This window comes from Sphingopyxis sp. P1IMeth2 (assembly GCF_900185685.1).
In the GTDB taxonomy this organism is placed as follows: Bacteria; Pseudomonadota; Alphaproteobacteria; order Sphingomonadales; family Sphingomonadaceae; genus Sphingopyxis; species Sphingopyxis terrae_A.
In genome coordinates this window covers 670,276-685,588 of record NZ_FYAT01000012.1, presented here as the reverse complement: position 1 = coordinate 685,588, position 15,313 = coordinate 670,276, and the positions used below count along the sequence as shown (strand labels likewise).

The 15,313-nt window shown below is 65.6% G+C and carries 17 protein-coding genes; 13 read left to right on the top strand and 4 right to left on the bottom strand.

Going from position 1 to position 15,313, the window contains the following annotated elements; genetic code table 11:
- Positions 1-15 precede the first annotated feature (15 nt).
- Both P1IM2_RS10210 and pyrE read right to left on the bottom strand, forming a co-directional pair.
- Positions 16-759 carry a pyridoxine 5'-phosphate synthase gene (locus tag P1IM2_RS10210; RefSeq protein WP_186402376.1) on the bottom strand — a complete coding sequence of 248 codons (744 nt, stop codon included), beginning with the start codon at positions 757-759 and terminating at the stop codon, positions 16-18.
- Positions 756-1,337, bottom strand: a complete 582-nt coding sequence (pyrE, locus tag P1IM2_RS10205; protein WP_186402375.1) for an orotate phosphoribosyltransferase — start codon at positions 1,335-1,337, stop codon at positions 756-758. Before pyrE ends, P1IM2_RS10210 begins: the two co-directional genes overlap by 4 nt.
- Positions 1,338-1,570: 233 nt before the next feature.
- Between pyrE and coxB the strand changes: the two genes are divergently transcribed.
- From coxB to P1IM2_RS10155, 10 genes are all read left to right on the top strand, one after another.
- Positions 1,571-2,662 (top strand): cytochrome c oxidase subunit II, encoded by a 1,092-nt coding sequence (gene coxB / locus P1IM2_RS10200; RefSeq protein WP_186402374.1) that lies wholly within the window; start codon positions 1,571-1,573, stop codon positions 2,660-2,662.
- 16 nt (positions 2,663-2,678) lie between these two features.
- Positions 2,679-4,346 carry a cytochrome c oxidase subunit I gene (gene ctaD / locus P1IM2_RS10195; protein ID WP_003050220.1) on the top strand — a complete coding sequence of 556 codons (1,668 nt, stop codon included), beginning with the start codon at positions 2,679-2,681 and terminating at the stop codon, positions 4,344-4,346.
- A 64-nt stretch (positions 4,347-4,410) separates the two neighbouring features.
- Positions 4,411-5,322, top strand: a complete 912-nt coding sequence (locus P1IM2_RS10190) for a heme o synthase (protein ID WP_186402373.1) — start codon at positions 4,411-4,413, stop codon at positions 5,320-5,322.
- The gene (locus P1IM2_RS10185) at positions 5,319-5,468 is read left to right on the top strand and encodes a hypothetical protein (RefSeq protein WP_162928272.1); all 150 of its coding nucleotides are present in this window, start codon (positions 5,319-5,321) and stop codon (positions 5,466-5,468) included. Before P1IM2_RS10190 ends, P1IM2_RS10185 begins: the two co-directional genes overlap by 4 nt.
- Positions 5,465-6,031, top strand: coding sequence for a cytochrome c oxidase assembly protein (locus tag P1IM2_RS10180; protein ID WP_003050226.1), 567 nt, complete (start codon positions 5,465-5,467; stop codon positions 6,029-6,031). Before P1IM2_RS10185 ends, P1IM2_RS10180 begins: the two co-directional genes overlap by 4 nt.
- 80 nt (positions 6,032-6,111) lie before the next feature.
- Positions 6,112-6,987 carry a cytochrome c oxidase subunit 3 gene (locus tag P1IM2_RS10175; RefSeq protein WP_003050228.1) on the top strand — a complete coding sequence of 292 codons (876 nt, stop codon included), beginning with the start codon at positions 6,112-6,114 and terminating at the stop codon, positions 6,985-6,987.
- Between the two features lies 1 nt (position 6,988).
- Positions 6,989-7,390, top strand: a complete 402-nt coding sequence (locus P1IM2_RS10170) for a DUF983 domain-containing protein (protein ID WP_186402372.1) — start codon at positions 6,989-6,991, stop codon at positions 7,388-7,390.
- Entirely contained in the window at positions 7,374-8,045 is a 672-nt protein-coding gene (locus tag P1IM2_RS10165; protein WP_260833972.1) for an SURF1 family protein, read from the top strand. The genes P1IM2_RS10170 and P1IM2_RS10165 overlap by 17 nt, the downstream gene beginning before the upstream one ends.
- Before the next feature lie 27 nt (positions 8,046-8,072).
- Positions 8,073-9,470 carry a threonine synthase gene (thrC, locus tag P1IM2_RS10160; RefSeq protein ID WP_186402371.1) on the top strand — a complete coding sequence of 466 codons (1,398 nt, stop codon included), beginning with the start codon at positions 8,073-8,075 and terminating at the stop codon, positions 9,468-9,470.
- 4 nt (positions 9,471-9,474) lie between these two features.
- Positions 9,475-10,353: a class I SAM-dependent methyltransferase gene (locus P1IM2_RS10155; RefSeq protein WP_186402546.1), complete on the top strand. Its 879-nt coding sequence runs from the start codon at positions 9,475-9,477 to the stop codon at positions 10,351-10,353.
- A gap of 31 nt (positions 10,354-10,384) precedes the next feature.
- Here P1IM2_RS10155 and P1IM2_RS10150 read toward each other — a convergent pair whose 3' ends face one another.
- Complete coding sequence (locus tag P1IM2_RS10150) at positions 10,385-11,389, bottom strand: sensor domain-containing diguanylate cyclase (protein ID WP_003050239.1); 1,005 nt, start codon at positions 11,387-11,389, stop codon at positions 10,385-10,387.
- 205 nt (positions 11,390-11,594) lie between these two features.
- Positions 11,595-12,836 (bottom strand): MFS transporter, encoded by a 1,242-nt coding sequence (locus P1IM2_RS10145; protein ID WP_186402370.1) that lies wholly within the window; start codon positions 12,834-12,836, stop codon positions 11,595-11,597.
- A 51-nt stretch (positions 12,837-12,887) separates the two neighbouring features.
- Between P1IM2_RS10145 and P1IM2_RS10140 the strand changes: the two genes are divergently transcribed.
- The 3 genes from P1IM2_RS10140 to guaB all read left to right on the top strand — a co-directional run bounded on the left by P1IM2_RS10140 (position 12,888) and on the right by guaB (position 15,306).
- A complete protein-coding gene (locus tag P1IM2_RS10140; protein ID WP_186402369.1) occupies positions 12,888-13,274 on the top strand; it encodes a hypothetical protein in 387 nt (128 codons plus the stop codon).
- 77 nt (positions 13,275-13,351) lie between these two features.
- Entirely contained in the window at positions 13,352-13,654 is a 303-nt protein-coding gene (locus P1IM2_RS10135; protein ID WP_062902825.1) for a hypothetical protein, read from the top strand.
- A gap of 194 nt (positions 13,655-13,848) precedes the next feature.
- Entirely contained in the window at positions 13,849-15,306 is a 1,458-nt protein-coding gene (gene guaB / locus P1IM2_RS10130; RefSeq protein WP_186402368.1) for an IMP dehydrogenase, read from the top strand.
- Positions 15,307-15,313 lie beyond the last annotated feature (7 nt).

The following is a 15,313-nucleotide window of genomic DNA, read 5'->3' as shown; positions in this document are numbered from 1 at the left end:
CAATGACGAAATTCTTCATCCGCGCGCCTCGTCCATCAGGTCGCGCATGCGGCGCACCGCGGGTTCGAGCCCGGTGAAGATAGCCTCGCCGATCAGATAATGGCCGATGTTGAGCTCGGCGAGTTGCGGGATGGCAGCGACAGGGATGACATTGTCATAAGTCAGGCCATGGCCGGCGTGCGGCTCGATCCCGTTCTTCCACGCCAGTGCGGCGGCGTCGGCGAGGCGGCGGAGTTCGGCGGCGCGTTCCTCGCCCTCCACATGCGCATAGCGGCCGGTGTGGAATTCGACGACGGGGGCCTTCAGCCGCATCGCCGCCTCGATCTGGCGCGCGTCGGGTTCGATGAACAGGCTGACGCGGATTCCCGCGTCGGAAAGGCGCGCCACGATCGGGGCAAGATGGTTGTGCTGGCCGGCGGCGTCGAGCCCGCCCTCGGTCGTGCGCTCCTCGCGCTTTTCGGGTACGATGCAGGCGGCGTGCGGCGCATGGCGCAGCGCAATCGCCAGCATCTCGTCGGTCGCCGCCATTTCGAGGTTGAGCGGCAGGTCGGTCGCGGCCTGGATGCGGGCGAGGTCATCATCGCGGATGTGGCGGCGGTCTTCGCGCAGATGCGCGGTGATGCCGTCGCCGCCGACCGACGCGACGATTTCGGCCGCGCGCACCGGATCGGGATGGTCGCCGCCGCGCGCGTTGCGGATCGTCGCGACATGGTCGATGTTGACGCCCAGGCGTAGCCGCCGAGGGAAGGACGCGCTCAATTCGCGCGGCTCCCCGGCTTCACTGCGGGAGTCGCAGCGAGTTCGGGCGGCAGTTCGTCTTCGGCATAGGTCGGAAAATTGATCGCGACGAGCGGGTAGAAGGGAACGCCGAGGTCGACGCTGCCTGCCGAACGATCGACGAGGGCGGCTTCGGCGATCACGTCGCCACCCGCAGCACGGACCGCCTCCATCGCTTCGCGCGACGACAGGCCGGTGGTTACGACATCCTCGACCATCAGGATTTTGGCGCCGGCCGGGATCGCGAAGCCGCGGCGCAATTCGAAGGTGCCGGTCGGCCGTTCGACGAAGATCGCGGACTTGCCGAGCGCGCGGCCCATTTCATGGCCGATGATGACGCCGCCCATTGCGGGCGAAACGACCATGTCGATCGCCGCGCGCAGGTCGCGCGGCAGCTTGGCGGCGAGGGCGATCGCCAGCCGTCCGGCGCGTTCGGTGTCCATCAACACCCGTGCGCATTGCAGATAATATTCGCTGTGACGCCCCGAAGAGAGCAGGAAATGCCCCTGCAGCAGCGCCTCTGCGGCACGGAACTCGGCCAGAATTTCGTCGTCGGTCATGGGAGGTTCGGTCTTTTGTCCATCAAGTCGCCCGCGTCGGATGAGCGGGTTTCGGGCACGAAGATTATCGTGCTGCAAAATAGTGTTAGAGATGCTTGAGGCAAGCGGCAAGCGGGTCTATAGCCCCGGCGAGTTTCAGCCTGTTCGCGGGCTGTCCGGGCCTGTGCCCGGCTGCCGAGACGGAGAGGTTGGGGGATCGAGAACAGCAACAGGCAACGGGCGGCACTATCCTTATGAAGAGCTTGAAAACCCTTGTAATTGCGGCGGCTTTGTCGCTCGGCACCGTGGGCGCGGTGCAGGCGCAGGCCCCGGCGGCAGCTCCCGCTGCGGCGCCGGCCGCGACGACGAACGCGACTCCGGCCGCGGCGACCAGCGATGCGGCGGCTCCCGCCGGCAACAAGGCTGCGGTACCGGCCGGCGATGCGACCTATGTGCCGATGAAGCCGACCGCAGGCATCGGTCAGCCGGTCGAGGGCGGATGGAACTTCCAGGAGCAGGAAAGCCCGATCGGCAAGCGCGCTTACTGGTTCAACCATTATATGCTGCTGCCCGTCATCACCTTCATCTCGCTGCTGGTGCTCGGCCTGCTGCTGTGGGTCGTCGTGCGCTACCGCGCGTCGGCCAATCCGGTGCCGTCGAAGACGACGCACAACACGTTCATAGAAATCATCTGGACCGCGATCCCGGTCCTTATCCTTGCGGTGATCGCGGTTCCGTCGATCCGCCTGCTCGCGGCGCAATATGAGCCGCCGAAGAAGGATGCGCTGACGATCAAGGTCACCGGCTATCAATGGTATTGGGGCTATGCCTATCCCGACCAGGGTGTCGGCGAATATGTCTCGAAGATGCTGCCCGAAGACAAGGCCGTCGCCGCCGGCGAGCCTTATCACCTCGCGGTGGACAATCGCATGGTCGTCCCCGTCGGCAAGCAGGTGAAGCTGATCATCACCGGCGCGGACGTGATCCACAGCTTCGCGGTTCCCGCGCTGTGGACCAAGATGGACGCGGTTCCGGGCCGCGCCAACGAAACGACGTTCACCGTCGACAAGCCCGGCGTCTATTACGGCCAGTGTTCGGAACTGTGCGGTGTTGACCACGGCTTCATGCCGATCGCGGTCGAAGCGCTGCCGATGGACAAGTGGAAGGCGTGGGTCCGCTCGAAGGGCGGCAATCCCGACGGCGCCCAGGCCGCCGCTGCGGCAGCGCCCGCTGCCGCCGCTCCGGCCCCGACCGGCCCGATTCCGGCGACGACTGTCCCCGCCGCCGACACGACCACAGCGGCTCCGGCTGCGGCGTCCGCCGCCGCACCGGCCGCCAAGAATTAATCAGGGGGTCCGACAGATGACCGATATCGCAGCGACTGCACCGGCGCATGGCCACGACCACGCGCACGACCACGACCATGACACGCCCAGCTTCTTTGTCCGCTGGTTCATGTCGACGAACCACAAGGACATCGGCACGCTCTACCTGATCTTCGCGATCATCGCCGGCATCGTCGGCGGTGCGCTTTCGGGGATGATGCGTCTCGAACTCGCCGAACCCGGCATCCAGTATCTTCCGGGCTGGGCGCATATGCTCGGCGGCGCGGCGGACGCGACCGCGGGCAAGCATTTCTGGAACGTCATGATCACCGCGCACGGCCTGATCATGGTCTTCTTCATGGTCATGCCCGCGATGATCGGCGGCTTCGGCAACTGGTTCGTGCCATTGATGATCGGTGCGCCGGACATGGCCTTCCCGCGCATGAACAACGTGTCCTTCTGGCTGACGGCGGTTGCGTTCGTCATGCTGTGCGGCTCGATGTTCGTTCCCGGCGGCAGCGGCCTCGGCGCCGGCACCGGCTGGACCGTCTATGCCCCGCTGTCGACCAGCGGGTCGGTCGGCCCGGCGGTCGACATGGCGATCTTCTCGCTCCATCTTGCGGGTGCGGCATCGATCCTCGGTGCGATCAACTTCATCACCACGATCTTCAACATGCGTGCACCGGGCATGACCCTGCACAAGATGCCGCTGTTCGTCTGGTCGGTGCTCGTCACCGCCTTCCTGCTGTTGCTCGCGCTTCCGGTCCTCGCCGCCGCGATCACCATGCTGCTGACCGACCGTAACTTCGGCACCACCTTCTATGACGCCACGGGCGGCGGCGATCCGCTGCTCTATCAGCACCTCTTCTGGTTCTTCGGCCACCCCGAAGTATACATTATGATCCTCCCGGGCTTCGGCATCGTCAGCCAGATCATCTCGACCTTCAGCCGCAAGCCGGTGTTCGGCTATCTTGGCATGGCCTACGCCATGGTCGCGATCGGTGTCGTCGGCTTCATCGTGTGGGCGCACCATATGTTCACCGTCGGCATGAGCGTGAACCTGAAGATGTACTTCACCGCCGCGACGATGGTCATCGCGGTCCCGACCGGCATCAAGATCTTTTCGTGGATCGCGACGATGTGGGGCGGTTCGATCAGCTTCAAGACCCCGATGGTCTGGGCGATCGGCTTCATCTTCATGTTCACCGTGGGCGGCGTGACCGGCGTCGTGCTCGCCAATGGCGGCGTCGACACCAACCTGCACGACACCTATTATGTCGTCGCGCACTTCCACTATGTGTTGTCGCTCGGCGCGGTCTTCTCGCTGTTCGCGGGCTTCTATTACTGGTTCCCGAAGATGTCGGGCCGGATGTACAACGAGTTCCTCGGACAGTTGCACTTCTGGATCTTCTTCATCGGCGTGAACGTCCTGTTCTTCCCCCAGCACTTCCTGGGCCAGCAGGGCATGCCGCGCCGCTATCCCGACTATGCGGAAGCCTTCGCCTATTGGCACTATATCTCGTCGTTCGGCTATGTGATCATGGCCGTGGGCATGATCTTCTTCTTCGTGAACATCGCCTGGTCGCTGTTCGCGGGCAAGAAGGCCGCCGACAACCCGTGGGGCGAAGGTGCGACGACGCTGGAATGGACGCTGTCGAGCCCGCCGCCGTTCCACCAGTTCAACGAACTGCCGCGTATCGCCTGATTGCGCTGCGCCCCCTGCTAAGAGCCTTGGCAGGGGGCGCCCCGCTTTCCGGCCTGGAGTTAGCATGGCGCAGAGCCTGACCCACGGCGAGATGTCGCTTCCCGCAGATTGGCGCGACCTGTTCGCGCTGACCAAGCCGCGCGTGATGTCGCTCGTCGTCTTTACCGCGCTGTGCGGTTTGCTCGCGGCACCGGGCAGCGTTCATCCCGTACTTGCCTTTTCGTCGATCCTCGCGATCGCGCTCGGGGCAGGCGCATCGGGGGCGCTCAACCAATGGTATGAAGCGACGATCGACGCGAAAATGAAGCGGACGGCGAACCGCCCGCTGCCCGCCGGTCGTCTCGACCGCCAGACGGCGTTGCAGTTTGGCGTCGGACTCGCTGCCTTTTCGGTCTTCCTCATGCTGTTCGCCGCCAATTGGCAGGCGGCGGTACTGCTGACCGTCTCGATCCTATTCTACGTCTTCATCTACACAATGTGGCTCAAGCCGCGGACGCCGCAGAATATCGTGATTGGCGGCGCGGCGGGGGCATTCCCGCCGCTGATCGGCTGGGTCGCGGCGACGGGCAGCGTCGCACCACTGCCGATCGCGCTGTTCCTGCTGATCTTCTTCTGGACCCCGCCGCATTTCTGGGCGCTCGCGCTGTTCGTGCGCTCGGACTATGCCGCAGCGGGAATTCCGATGATGCCGGTGGTCGCAGGCGAGCGCGCGACGCGCCGCCAGATTCTGTTCTATGCCATCGTGATGGCAGCGGCGGCGATCGCGCCGTGGCCGCTCGGCTACACGGGCGCGCTCTATGGCTGGACGGCGACGATCCTGTCGGCGCTGTTCGTGCTGCTGTCGGCGCAGGTCGGCTTGCGCAGTGCGGGCGCGGACGACCGGATGCAGCCCGAAAAGCGCCTCTTCGCCTTTTCCATCGCCTATCTCTTCATCCTCTTCGGCGCGGTGGTCGCCGATCACTGGTTGCCGCTATGACCGACGAAAATCCGCAACAGCCGTTCGACGAAGCCGAATATCGCCGCCGCCAGCGCGTGCGCGCCAACCTGATGGGCTGGATCCTCGGCGGGCTCGCTTTCCTCTTTTTCTTCATTACGATGGCGCGCATGGTGGTGCCGACATGACGGACGAAGCGACACGCCGGAAAAATGGCCGCACCGCGGCGCTCGCGGCCTTGCTCGCGGCAGCGATGGTCGGGCTGGGTTTCGCGGCGGTGCCGCTCTACAATCTTTTCTGCCGCGTCACCGGCTTTGGCGGCACGACGCAGCGTTACGACCCGGTCGCCGCGGCCGAGACGCCGAAGGTGCTGAGCGACACCGTCTCGGTGCGCTTCGATGCCAATGTATCGCCCAAGCTGCCGTGGAAATTCTATCCCGAACATCCCACCGATACGGTCAGCATCGGCGCGCGCGACATGGCGATCTTCATCGCGCAGAATAATTCGCCGCACCCGATCACCGGCACCGCGACCTTCAACGTGACGCCCGACCAGGCGGGGAAATATTTTACCAAGATCCAGTGCTTCTGCTTCACCCAGCAGACGCTGAAGCCGGGCGAACAGATCCGCATGCCGGTGCTGTTCTTCGTCGATCCCAAGATCAAGGACGATCCCGACGCGCGCGACATTCAGGAAATCACCCTCAGCTACACCTTCTACCCAGTGGACGAGGGCAAAAAGGCGAGCTAAGGCCGCAACCAATAGAGTCTTACCAAGGACCGGCAGATGATGGGGATCATCGCGCTGGGGCAAAAAACGGGAACTGTGACATGGCCGGTGCCAAACATCATGATTATCACCTCGTAAATCCCAGCGTCTGGCCGCTTTTCGGCTCGGTCGCCGCGCTGGTGATGTTCTTCGGCCTCGTCATGGCGATGCACGCCGACCATTTCGGCGGTGCCGGCAAATGGGTGCTGGGTCTCGGTTTCATGGGTGTGATCGCCACCTTCTTCAGCTGGTGGGGCGAGGTCATCAAGGAAGCGCATGCCGGCGATCATACGCCGGTCGTTCAGCTGCACCTGCGCTATGGCATGATCCTGTTCATCGCATCGGAAGTCATGTTCTTCGTCGGTTGGTTCTGGGCCTGGTTCGATTTCTCGCTGTTCCCGGCGCCGGTCGAGATCGTCGACGGTGCGGTGACCTCGCTCTTCGGGCAGGAAGGCGCCGTTGCCGCGTCGATCTGGCCGCCGAAGGGCATCCATGTCATCGACGCCTTCTCGCTGCCGCTGCTCAACACGCTGATCCTGCTCTGCTCGGGCACGACGATCACCTGGGCGCACCATGCGCTGATCCACGGCGATCGCGAAGGGCTCAAGAAGGGTCTGTGGCTGACCATCATCCTCGGCCTGACCTTCAGCTGCATTCAGGCTTATGAATATGCCGAAGCGCCGTTCCCCTTTGGCACGATCAACTATACCTCGGCCTTTTTCATGGCGACCGGCTTCCACGGTTTCCACGTTCTGGTCGGCACGATCTTCCTGATCGTGAACCTCGTCCGCGTCTACAAGGGCCATTTCACGCCGACGCAGCACTTCGGTTTCGAAGCCGCTGCCTGGTATTGGCACTTCGTCGACGTGGTGTGGCTGTTCCTCTTCATCATCGTCTATGTCTGGGGTGGCTGGGGCGCACCGGTCGCCGCGCACTAAATTGCCGGACAGCGAACAGCATCAAAAGGGGCAGCCGCCGGTCTGGCGCGCTGCCCTTTTCGGTCTCTGCCCCGAATGCGGCGCGCCGACGCTGTTCGACGGGCCGACCAAATTCGCGCCGCGCTGCCGCGCCTGCGGACTGGACTATTCGACCTATAATGTCGGCGACGGGCCGGCGGCGTTTCTGACCATGATCATCGGTGCGCTGATCGTTGCCGCGGCGATCGCCGTCGATTTCGCATTCGAGCCGCCGCTGTGGGTGCATGTGCTGTTGTGGGTGCCGATAACGGCCGCCGCAGTCATCTACGGCCTGCGGGTTGGCAAGGCCGCGCTGCTCGCGAGCGAGCATCAGCGCAAGGCGGCGGAAGGGCGCCTGGTGGACCGGCATGACGACGACGTCTGACGCTCCTTCGCCCGGCGAAGCCGCCGCGCCGCCGCCGCGCGGCTGGCCGGTGATTCCGACGATCCTGGTTCTGGCCGCCGTGGCGACGATGATCGCGCTCGGCATCTGGCAGTTGCAGCGCAAGGGAGAGAAGGAAGCGCTGATCGCGCTTTACGAGCGCAACGGGGCGATGTCGGCGACTGTGACTTATCCGAAGCTGCCGCCGGTTCCCGACGCGATGCTCTATCGCAAAAGCAGCGTTATCTGTCTCGAACCGGTGCGCTGGGATCCGCGCAGCGGCACCGATCGCGAGGGCGGAGGCGGTATTCGCATGATTGCGGATTGTCGCACCGGCGCCGAGGGGCCGGGGGTGCTGGTCGACATCGGTATCGCCGACGATTTCACGCCGCCCAAATGGGCGGGCGGCGCGGTTCAGGGCACGATCGTACCGGGGCCCGAGCAGCCGAGCCTGATCGAGCGGCTGACCGGCCGTGCGGTGCCGGCGCGCGCGATGCTGGTCGCCGACCAGCCCGCCGTGGGACTACGGCCCAGTGCGGTGCCATCGGCGGCGGACATGCCCAACAACCATCTCGCTTACGCCGTGCAATGGTTCCTGTTCGCGGCGATCGCGCTAATTATCTATATCATCGCGGTGCGCCGCCGCTTGCAGCGGTGACGGTGCGCCGCTAGGCGCTTTTCCGTCATGGACTATATCAGCACCCGCGGCTCCGCGCCGACCCTCGACTTCCGTGCCGCTACCCTCGCCGGCCTTGCGAGCGACGGGGGACTCTACCTCCCCGCCGCCTGGCCGCAGATGTCGGCGCAGGATATTCGCGCGCTCGCGGGGCTCGACTATGCCGAAACCGCGGTGCGCGTGATGATGCCTTTCGTCGCCGGCGTGCTCGACGAGGCCGAACTGCGCGAATTGTGCCAGGCCGCCTACGGCCGCTTCAGTCATGATGCGGTGACGCCGCTCGTCCAGCTTGACCATCGCCACTGGCTGCTCGAGCTGTTTCACGGTCCGACCCTGGCTTTCAAGGATGTCGCGCTGCAACTGCTCGGCCAGCTGTTCGAAAAATTCCTGAGCGGCGGCGATACCGATCTGACCATCGTCGGCGCAACGTCGGGCGATACGGGATCGGCGGCGATCGAGGCGGTCGCTGGGCGCGAGCATATCCGTATCTTCATGCTCCACCCCGAAGGGCGGGTCAGCGACGTGCAGCGCCGCCAGATGACGACCGTGCTGGCGCCCAACGTCCACAACATCGCGATCGACGGCAGCTTCGACGACGCGCAGGCGATGGTGAAGCGGCTGTTCGGCGATGCCGAGGCGCGCAGCGCGCTGACGCTGTCGGCGGTCAACAGCATCAACTGGGCACGGCTGATGGCACAGGTGGTCTATTATTTCTATGCCGCGGTCCGCCTCGGCGCCCCCGACCGCGCGATCGCGTTCAGCGTGCCGACGGGCAATTTCGGTGACGTGTTCGCAGGCTATGTCGCGGCGCGCATGGGGCTGCCGGTGGCGCAGCTGGTCGTCGCTACCAACGTTAACGACATCTTGCACCGCGCCCTGTCGAGTGGCGATTACAGCGCGGGCAGCGTGACCGCGACCGCGACGCCGTCGATGGACATTCAGGTGAGCAGCAATTTCGAGCGGCTGCTCTTCGACCTCGCGGGTCGCGACGGGGCTGCGATCGATGCGATGATGGCCGAATTTGACCGCAGCCGAGCGATGACGATTCCCGAGGATATGCTTGCCGGCGCCCGCGACCTGTTTTCGAGCGCGCGCATCGATGCCGATGGCATGACGCTGGCGCTGCGCTGGGCGCAGGAACATGGGGGGCAGATCATTGATCCGCATAGCGCCGTCGGGCTGGCCGCGGCGCGCGCGCTCGATATCGATGCCGACGTTCCGGTGGTGACGCTCGCGACTGCGCATCCCGCCAAATTCCGCGATGCGGTCGAACGCGCGACAGGCGTTCGTCCGGCGCTGCCGACCCGCCTCGGCAATCTGTTCGACCGCGAGGAGCGCTATGAAAAGCTGCCCGGCGACTATGACGCGGTAAAGGCCCATATCCTGCGCGAGGCGGCCCGTGGCTGATCTGCTGCCGCTCGCGACGCTCGTCGGCGAGGGGTGGGACGATTACGGGCTGCTCGACAGCGGCGGCGGGCGCAAGCTTGAACGCTACGGCTCCTATCGTTTCATCCGTCCCGAACCGCAGGCGATGTGGCAACCTGCGTTGGCCGAAAGCGAGTGGGATGCCGCCGACGGCGAATTCATCCCCGCATCCGACGAAGATGGCGGCGGCCGCTGGTATTTCCATCGCCCCGTGCCGGCCGAAGGGTGGCCGCTGGCTTGGCGCGAAGCGCGCTTCACCGCGTCCTGCACCCCGTTCCGCCATCTCGGCTTTTTCCCGGACATGGCGCCGGTGTGGGACTGGCTGCGCGGCTGCGTCGCCGACAAGGCCGATCCCGCGTTCCTGAATCTGTTCGGCTATACCGGTGTCGGCAGCCAGGCGCTCGCCGCGGCGGGCGCGGCGGTCACGCATGTCGATGCGTCGAAGAAATCGGTGGCGCAGGCGCGCGACAATGCCGCACTCGCGGGCATGAGCGACCGGCCGATCCGCTGGATCGTCGACGATGCCGGCAAGTTCACCGCGCGCGAGGTGCGGCGCGAGCGGCGCTACGATGCGATCCTGCTCGATCCGCCGAAGTTCGGACGCGGTCCCGGCGGCGAACGCTGGCAGATCGAGGAAGGACTGGCGCCCTTGCTCGCCGATTGCCGCCAGCTCCTCGATGCCGACAGCCGCGCCCTGTTCCTCACCGTTTATGCGGTGCGCATGTCGGCGCTGGCGATCGGCGAACTGCTGGCGCAGATTTTTGCCGATTTGCCGGGCAAGGTCGAATGCGGCGAGCTTGCGGTGCGCGAAGTGGCGCGGGGGCTGCTGCTGCCCACCGCGATTTTCGCGCGCTGGAGTCGCTGACTCTCGATTGGTGATCGATGGGCAGGGGGCCTCAGATCCCCGCCAGCTCGATCCGGTTGCGGCCGCTTTCCTTGGCGCGGTAGAGCGCGTCGTCGGCGGCTTTCAGCGCGTCGCGCGCATTATTGTAACCGAAAACGTCGGCGACCCCGCCCGAGAAGGTGATCTGGCCGAAGGGCTCGTCGGTCTTGCGGTTGATAAGGCGGCGGCCCGCGAGTTGTTCGCGTGCCTCGTCGAGACGTGCGGCGGCTTCGCTGGGCGGCAGGCCGCGGAACAGCATGACGAATTCCTCGCCGCCGTGGCGTGCGACGTGGCAATGGTCGTTCGAGATATGCGCCAGCGTATCGGCGATCAGCTTTATGACGCGGTCGCCCGCCTCATGGCCGTGGGTGTCGTTGACCAGCTTGAAATTGTCGATGTCGCAAAAGGCAACACTCAGCGGCTCGCAGCTCGCGCGCGCTTCTTCATAATGGCGCTCGAGCAGCACCTCGAAGGCGCGGCGGTTCGGCAGGCCGGTCAGATAATCGACCTCGGCGTCGCGCTTGGCGCGGGCGAGGCTGCGGCGCAGCGATTTCGCTTCATCCTCGCTGCGGCGCATTTCTTCTTCGGCATGGCGCGTGCGGTCGAGCATGGCCTTGGCGAGATCGGCGAGATGGGTGACGAGTTCGCCGGTGACCTGCACTTGCTGAAGGTCGGTCACATGCTTTTCGAGTTTGACGCCATAATCGCTCGTCGCGTTGCGCGCCGCCTTGGTGTTCGTCTGGAAAGTATCGAGATTGGTTTCGAGGCGGGTGACGAGGCGATCGAGTTCGGCGCGGTCGGGCTGGATCGGTTCCTGCTGCGCCAGTTCGTCGAGCCATTGCTGGGTGATGCCGTCGGCGGTCTGCGATCGCGTCGCGATCTGCCGCGCAAGCCTTGGATTGATCCCCGAAAAGGCACTGTGCGCGATCAGGAGATTGGCCGCCGATACATCGAGATCATGGTCGAGCAGGAAGGAAGCGATCGCGCCGACGAGTTGCTGACGGGCTTCGGTCACCATGTCGCGCGGGGTACGCCCCCCGGGCGACGCGGCGTCTCCTGCCTGGGCGCCGGTTTTTCCGTGGCGGAGCCCCAGCCAACCAAGGAGCCGCCCTACCGGCTCGTTCGATGATGTAGCATGTGTGGTCATACCCGCTTTAACGGGCGGTCGCTTCGGCCTTTAAGGTGGCGCGGCGCGTCTTTTGTACCGGTACGGACAAAAAATTTCAGGGGATCACGCGGCCATCGTCGCGGCGGGGCATCGGGGCGATAAGCGGGAGCAAAAGACCGGTGGCGGTCAGCCATCCGGCAGCGGTGAAAAGTGCCGTCGGCAGGTCGGTGAGATCGGCGAGCGTCCCGAGCAGCCAGGCGCCGAGCGCCATCGCGCCGAAGGTTACCGCCTGATAGATCGACAGGCAGCGTCCCAAAATCTCTTCGGGCGAACGGAGCTGCATGGCGACGTTGAGCGTGGTCAGCGTCGAAACCCAGGCCGCGCCGGCGACGAAGGCGGTCGCCAGCAGCGGCGGCAGCGTCAGCGCCGTGGCGGCGGGTATCATCGCGGCGGCAAAGACCAATGACGCAATGCTGACGACGCGGTCGCTGCCCCAGCGTTTCCGCGCTTCGCCGACCCAGAGCGCCGCGAAGATCGATCCTGCGCCGAACGCGGCAAGGCAGAGGCCGTAGATGATCTCGGTTCCGTGCAGCCGATCGCGAACGAGCGAGGGCAGCAGCGCCGAAAAGGCAGCGCCGGCGATGCCGAAGGCAAAGCCGCGCGTCAGCACGCGGCGCAGCGGGCTCGAGCGGGCGCAATAGCCGATGCCGATCGCGATCGCGCCCAATATGGGGGTGCGCCGCGGCGGCGTGACTTCGGGGTGCCAGCGCAGCAGGACGACGATCAGCGCCAGATAACTTAGCGCATTGATCCCGAAGGCCGTGGCGGGGCCGGTCAGCGAGATGAGCAAGCCGCCAAGCGCCGGGCCGGCGCTGCGCGCGAGGTTGAAGGCGACGCTGTTGAGCGTGATCGCCTGCGGCAGATCCTTGGGGCCGACCTGCAATCGCACCGATGCCTGCCACGCGGGGCCGTTGAGTGCGGTACCGCACCCGACCGCGAGCGTGAAGCCGAGCAGCAGCAGCGGCGTCAGCGCCCCCATCCAGGCCGTGACGGTCAGCGCCGCCGACACGATCAGCATTGCGCTTTGCGCCGCCAGCATGATCCGACGGCGATCGAAATTGTCCGCGATTGCCCCGGCAAAGACGCCGAGCAACATGATCGGGATCGTCGCGCTCGCCTGCACGAGCGCGATGAGCAGATGCGAGCCGGTGAGCTCGGTCATCAGCCAGGCGGCGCCGACCGACTGGATCATCGACCCGATATTGGACGCCAGATTGGCGATCCAGATCGCGCGAAACGCGGGATAGCGAAAAGGCGCGAAGGGAGAGGATACCCGGGGTGTCGGTGGCGCGTTCACCCCTCCGCGCTAGCTTTTGCGGCCGCGAGACGCAATATGGAGGCGATGCGGATGTTCGATTCCGACCTGCGCCGCCGCGTTGGCGTCCTTCTGGCGTGGCTGGCGCTCGTTGCGCTCGGCGCGGGCGGCCTCGTGCGTGATGCCTCGGCGCCGGCGCGGCTGGTCGATCAAACCGCCGCCGCCATCGCGGGAGCGCCCTATGATGGCGGGCATCCTTTCGTCCGTGCCGGCGGCCTTACGCTCAGCGCGCATTATCGCGCCGGCGAGGACGACCGGCATCCGGCAGGCGGCGATCTCGCCAAGCTGTCAGCCGCGCCGCCGGCATTGCCCGCCGTCGGACTATTCCGGCCCGACTTCGGCCGGGTCGCCGCCGGCTGGACGCGCAGTGCTGCTGCTACGCCCTATTCGGCGCGCGCACCGCCGATGATTGCCATCTGATCGACGGGCCGTGCGCCGCCGTGCGCCGGCCGATCCTTGCCCCCTGTGCGGAGGGCGATCATCGATGGAATTTGAACATGACCGAACCAATTGCCGCCGGGCCTCCGCTCGGCGCCGACGCGCTGCGCGCCGAGGACATATTTCGCCGTTATCCCGATGTGTCCGAAGAGGAAGTCGCGCACGCGCTCGCCTTTCTCAAGACGGGACGTCATCTTGAGGTCGGACGCGTCACCGGAACCCCCGATCTGCGCGCCAATGTCGCGGCCTTTCGCGCGCGGCACGGTGCGAAGCTCACATTGGGCGTTGCCGACTATCTGAAGTTCGCGGTCGGCGTGACGCTGTTTATCGGCGGGCTCTTCCTCGTGCTCGGGCGCTGGTAGGGGCAGGGCGGCGGGAGTGCGGACAGTTGGCCGCAAACCCACCGCCCTTTCGCGCCGCGAACCGGCGCAAATATTCCTGCGCCGCCCACTGGCGCGCCGGGAATTGACTGGTTACATGGGCCGCCACCGAACGAATCGCGTGTGCCGCCCGCCGCCGCGGGGTCAGGCGACGCCCGCACCAGAAAGTGGCACCCATGGAAATCTTCACCGGCCTGACCTTCGACGATGTGCTGCTGGTGCCGGGCCCCTCGGACATTCTGCCCTCCGACGCCAATCTGTCGACCCGGCTGACCAGCGAGATCAGCCTCAACATTCCGATCCTGTCGTCGGCGATGGACACGGTTACCGAGGCCGACATGGCCATCCTGATGGCGCAGATCGGCGGGATCGGCGTGCTCCACCGCAATCTCACCATCGAGGAACAGGCCGCGGCGGTGCGCCAGGTGAAGCGCTTTGAAAGCGGGATGATCGTCAATCCCATCACTATCACGCCCGACGCGCCGCTGTCCTACGCCACCGCGCTGATGGCGCAGCACCGCATTTCGGGGATTCCGGTGGTCGAGACCGGCGGGAAGCTGGTCGGCATCCTCACCCACCGCGACGTGCGCTTTGCCGATAATCCGGGCCAGCCGGTGCGCGAATTGATGACCGCGGAGAATCTGGCGACGGTCCGCGCGGGCGTCAGCCAGGAAGAGGCGCGCAAGCTGCTCCACCAGCGCCGCATCGAAAAGCTGCTCGTGGTCGATGAAGATTATCGCTGCATTGGCCTGATCACCGTCAAGGATATGGAAAAGGCGGTCAACTTTCCCGACGCGACGAAGGACGAGAGCGGCCGGCTGCGCGTTGCCGCCGCGACTAACACCGGCGACACCGGGGTCGAACGGGCCGAGGCGCTACTTGACGCCGAATGCGATCTGATCGTCGTCGATACCGCGCATGGTCACAGCAAGATGGTTGGCGCGACGGTCGAGAAGATCAAGAAGCTGTCGAACCGGGTCCAGGTGCTGGCGGGCAATGTCGCGACCGGCGAAGCGACGCGGGCGCTGATCGACGCCGGCGCCGACGGGGTGAAGGTCGGCATTGGACCGGGATCGATCTGCACGACGCGGATCGTCGCCGGGGTCGGCGTCCCGCAGCTCACCGCGATCCTCGACAGCGTCGAAGTTGCCGCCAAGCATGGCGTTCCGGTCATCGCCGATGGCGGTCTGCGTACCTCGGGCGACATCGCCAAGGCGCTGGCGGCCGGGGCGTCGAGCGTCATGGTCGGATCGCTGCTCGCCGGGACGGCCGAGGCGCCGGGCGAAACCTTCCTTTACCAAGGACGCACCTACAAGAGCTACCGCGGCATGGGCAGCGTCGGGGCGATGGCACGCGGCAGCGCCGATCGCTATTTCCAGCAGGACATCAAGGACCAGATGAAGCTGGTTCCCGAAGGCATCGAAGGCCAGGTACCGTTCAAGGGCGCGGCGAAAGATGTCATCCACCAGCTCGTCGGCGGCGTGAAGGCGGCGATGGGGTATACGGGCAGCCGCACGCTGCCCGATTTCCGCGAGCGCGCCAAATTCGTGCGCATCACCAATGCGGGCCTGCGCGAAAGCCATGTTCATGATGTGTCGATCACGCGCGAGGCACCGAATTATCCGGCGGGCTGAGGCCATC

Excerpts from the sequence above, each read along its gene's own strand:
- pyrE (WP_186402375.1), bottom strand. The coding sequence starts at position 1,337 with ATGACCGACGACGAAATTCTGGCCGAGTTCCGTGCCGCAGAGGCGCTG.
- coxB (WP_186402374.1), top strand. The coding sequence starts at position 1,571 with ATGAAGAGCTTGAAAACCCTTGTAATTGCGGCGGCTTTGTCGCTCGGC.
- ctaD (WP_003050220.1), top strand. The coding sequence starts at position 2,679 with ATGACCGATATCGCAGCGACTGCACCGGCGCATGGCCACGACCACGCG.
- P1IM2_RS10190 (WP_186402373.1), top strand. The coding sequence starts at position 4,411 with ATGGCGCAGAGCCTGACCCACGGCGAGATGTCGCTTCCCGCAGATTGG.
- P1IM2_RS10185 (WP_162928272.1), top strand. The coding sequence starts at position 5,319 with ATGACCGACGAAAATCCGCAACAGCCGTTCGACGAAGCCGAATATCGC.
- P1IM2_RS10180 (WP_003050226.1), top strand. The coding sequence starts at position 5,465 with ATGACGGACGAAGCGACACGCCGGAAAAATGGCCGCACCGCGGCGCTC.
- P1IM2_RS10175 (WP_003050228.1), top strand. The coding sequence starts at position 6,112 with ATGGCCGGTGCCAAACATCATGATTATCACCTCGTAAATCCCAGCGTC.
- P1IM2_RS10165 (WP_260833972.1), top strand. The coding sequence starts at position 7,374 with ATGACGACGACGTCTGACGCTCCTTCGCCCGGCGAAGCCGCCGCGCCG.
- thrC (WP_186402371.1), top strand. The coding sequence starts at position 8,073 with ATGGACTATATCAGCACCCGCGGCTCCGCGCCGACCCTCGACTTCCGT.
- P1IM2_RS10150 (WP_003050239.1), bottom strand. The coding sequence starts at position 11,389 with ATGGTGACCGAAGCCCGTCAGCAACTCGTCGGCGCGATCGCTTCCTTC.
- P1IM2_RS10140 (WP_186402369.1), top strand. The coding sequence starts at position 12,888 with ATGTTCGATTCCGACCTGCGCCGCCGCGTTGGCGTCCTTCTGGCGTGG.
- P1IM2_RS10135 (WP_062902825.1), top strand. The coding sequence starts at position 13,352 with ATGACCGAACCAATTGCCGCCGGGCCTCCGCTCGGCGCCGACGCGCTG.
- guaB (WP_186402368.1), top strand. The coding sequence starts at position 13,849 with ATGGAAATCTTCACCGGCCTGACCTTCGACGATGTGCTGCTGGTGCCG.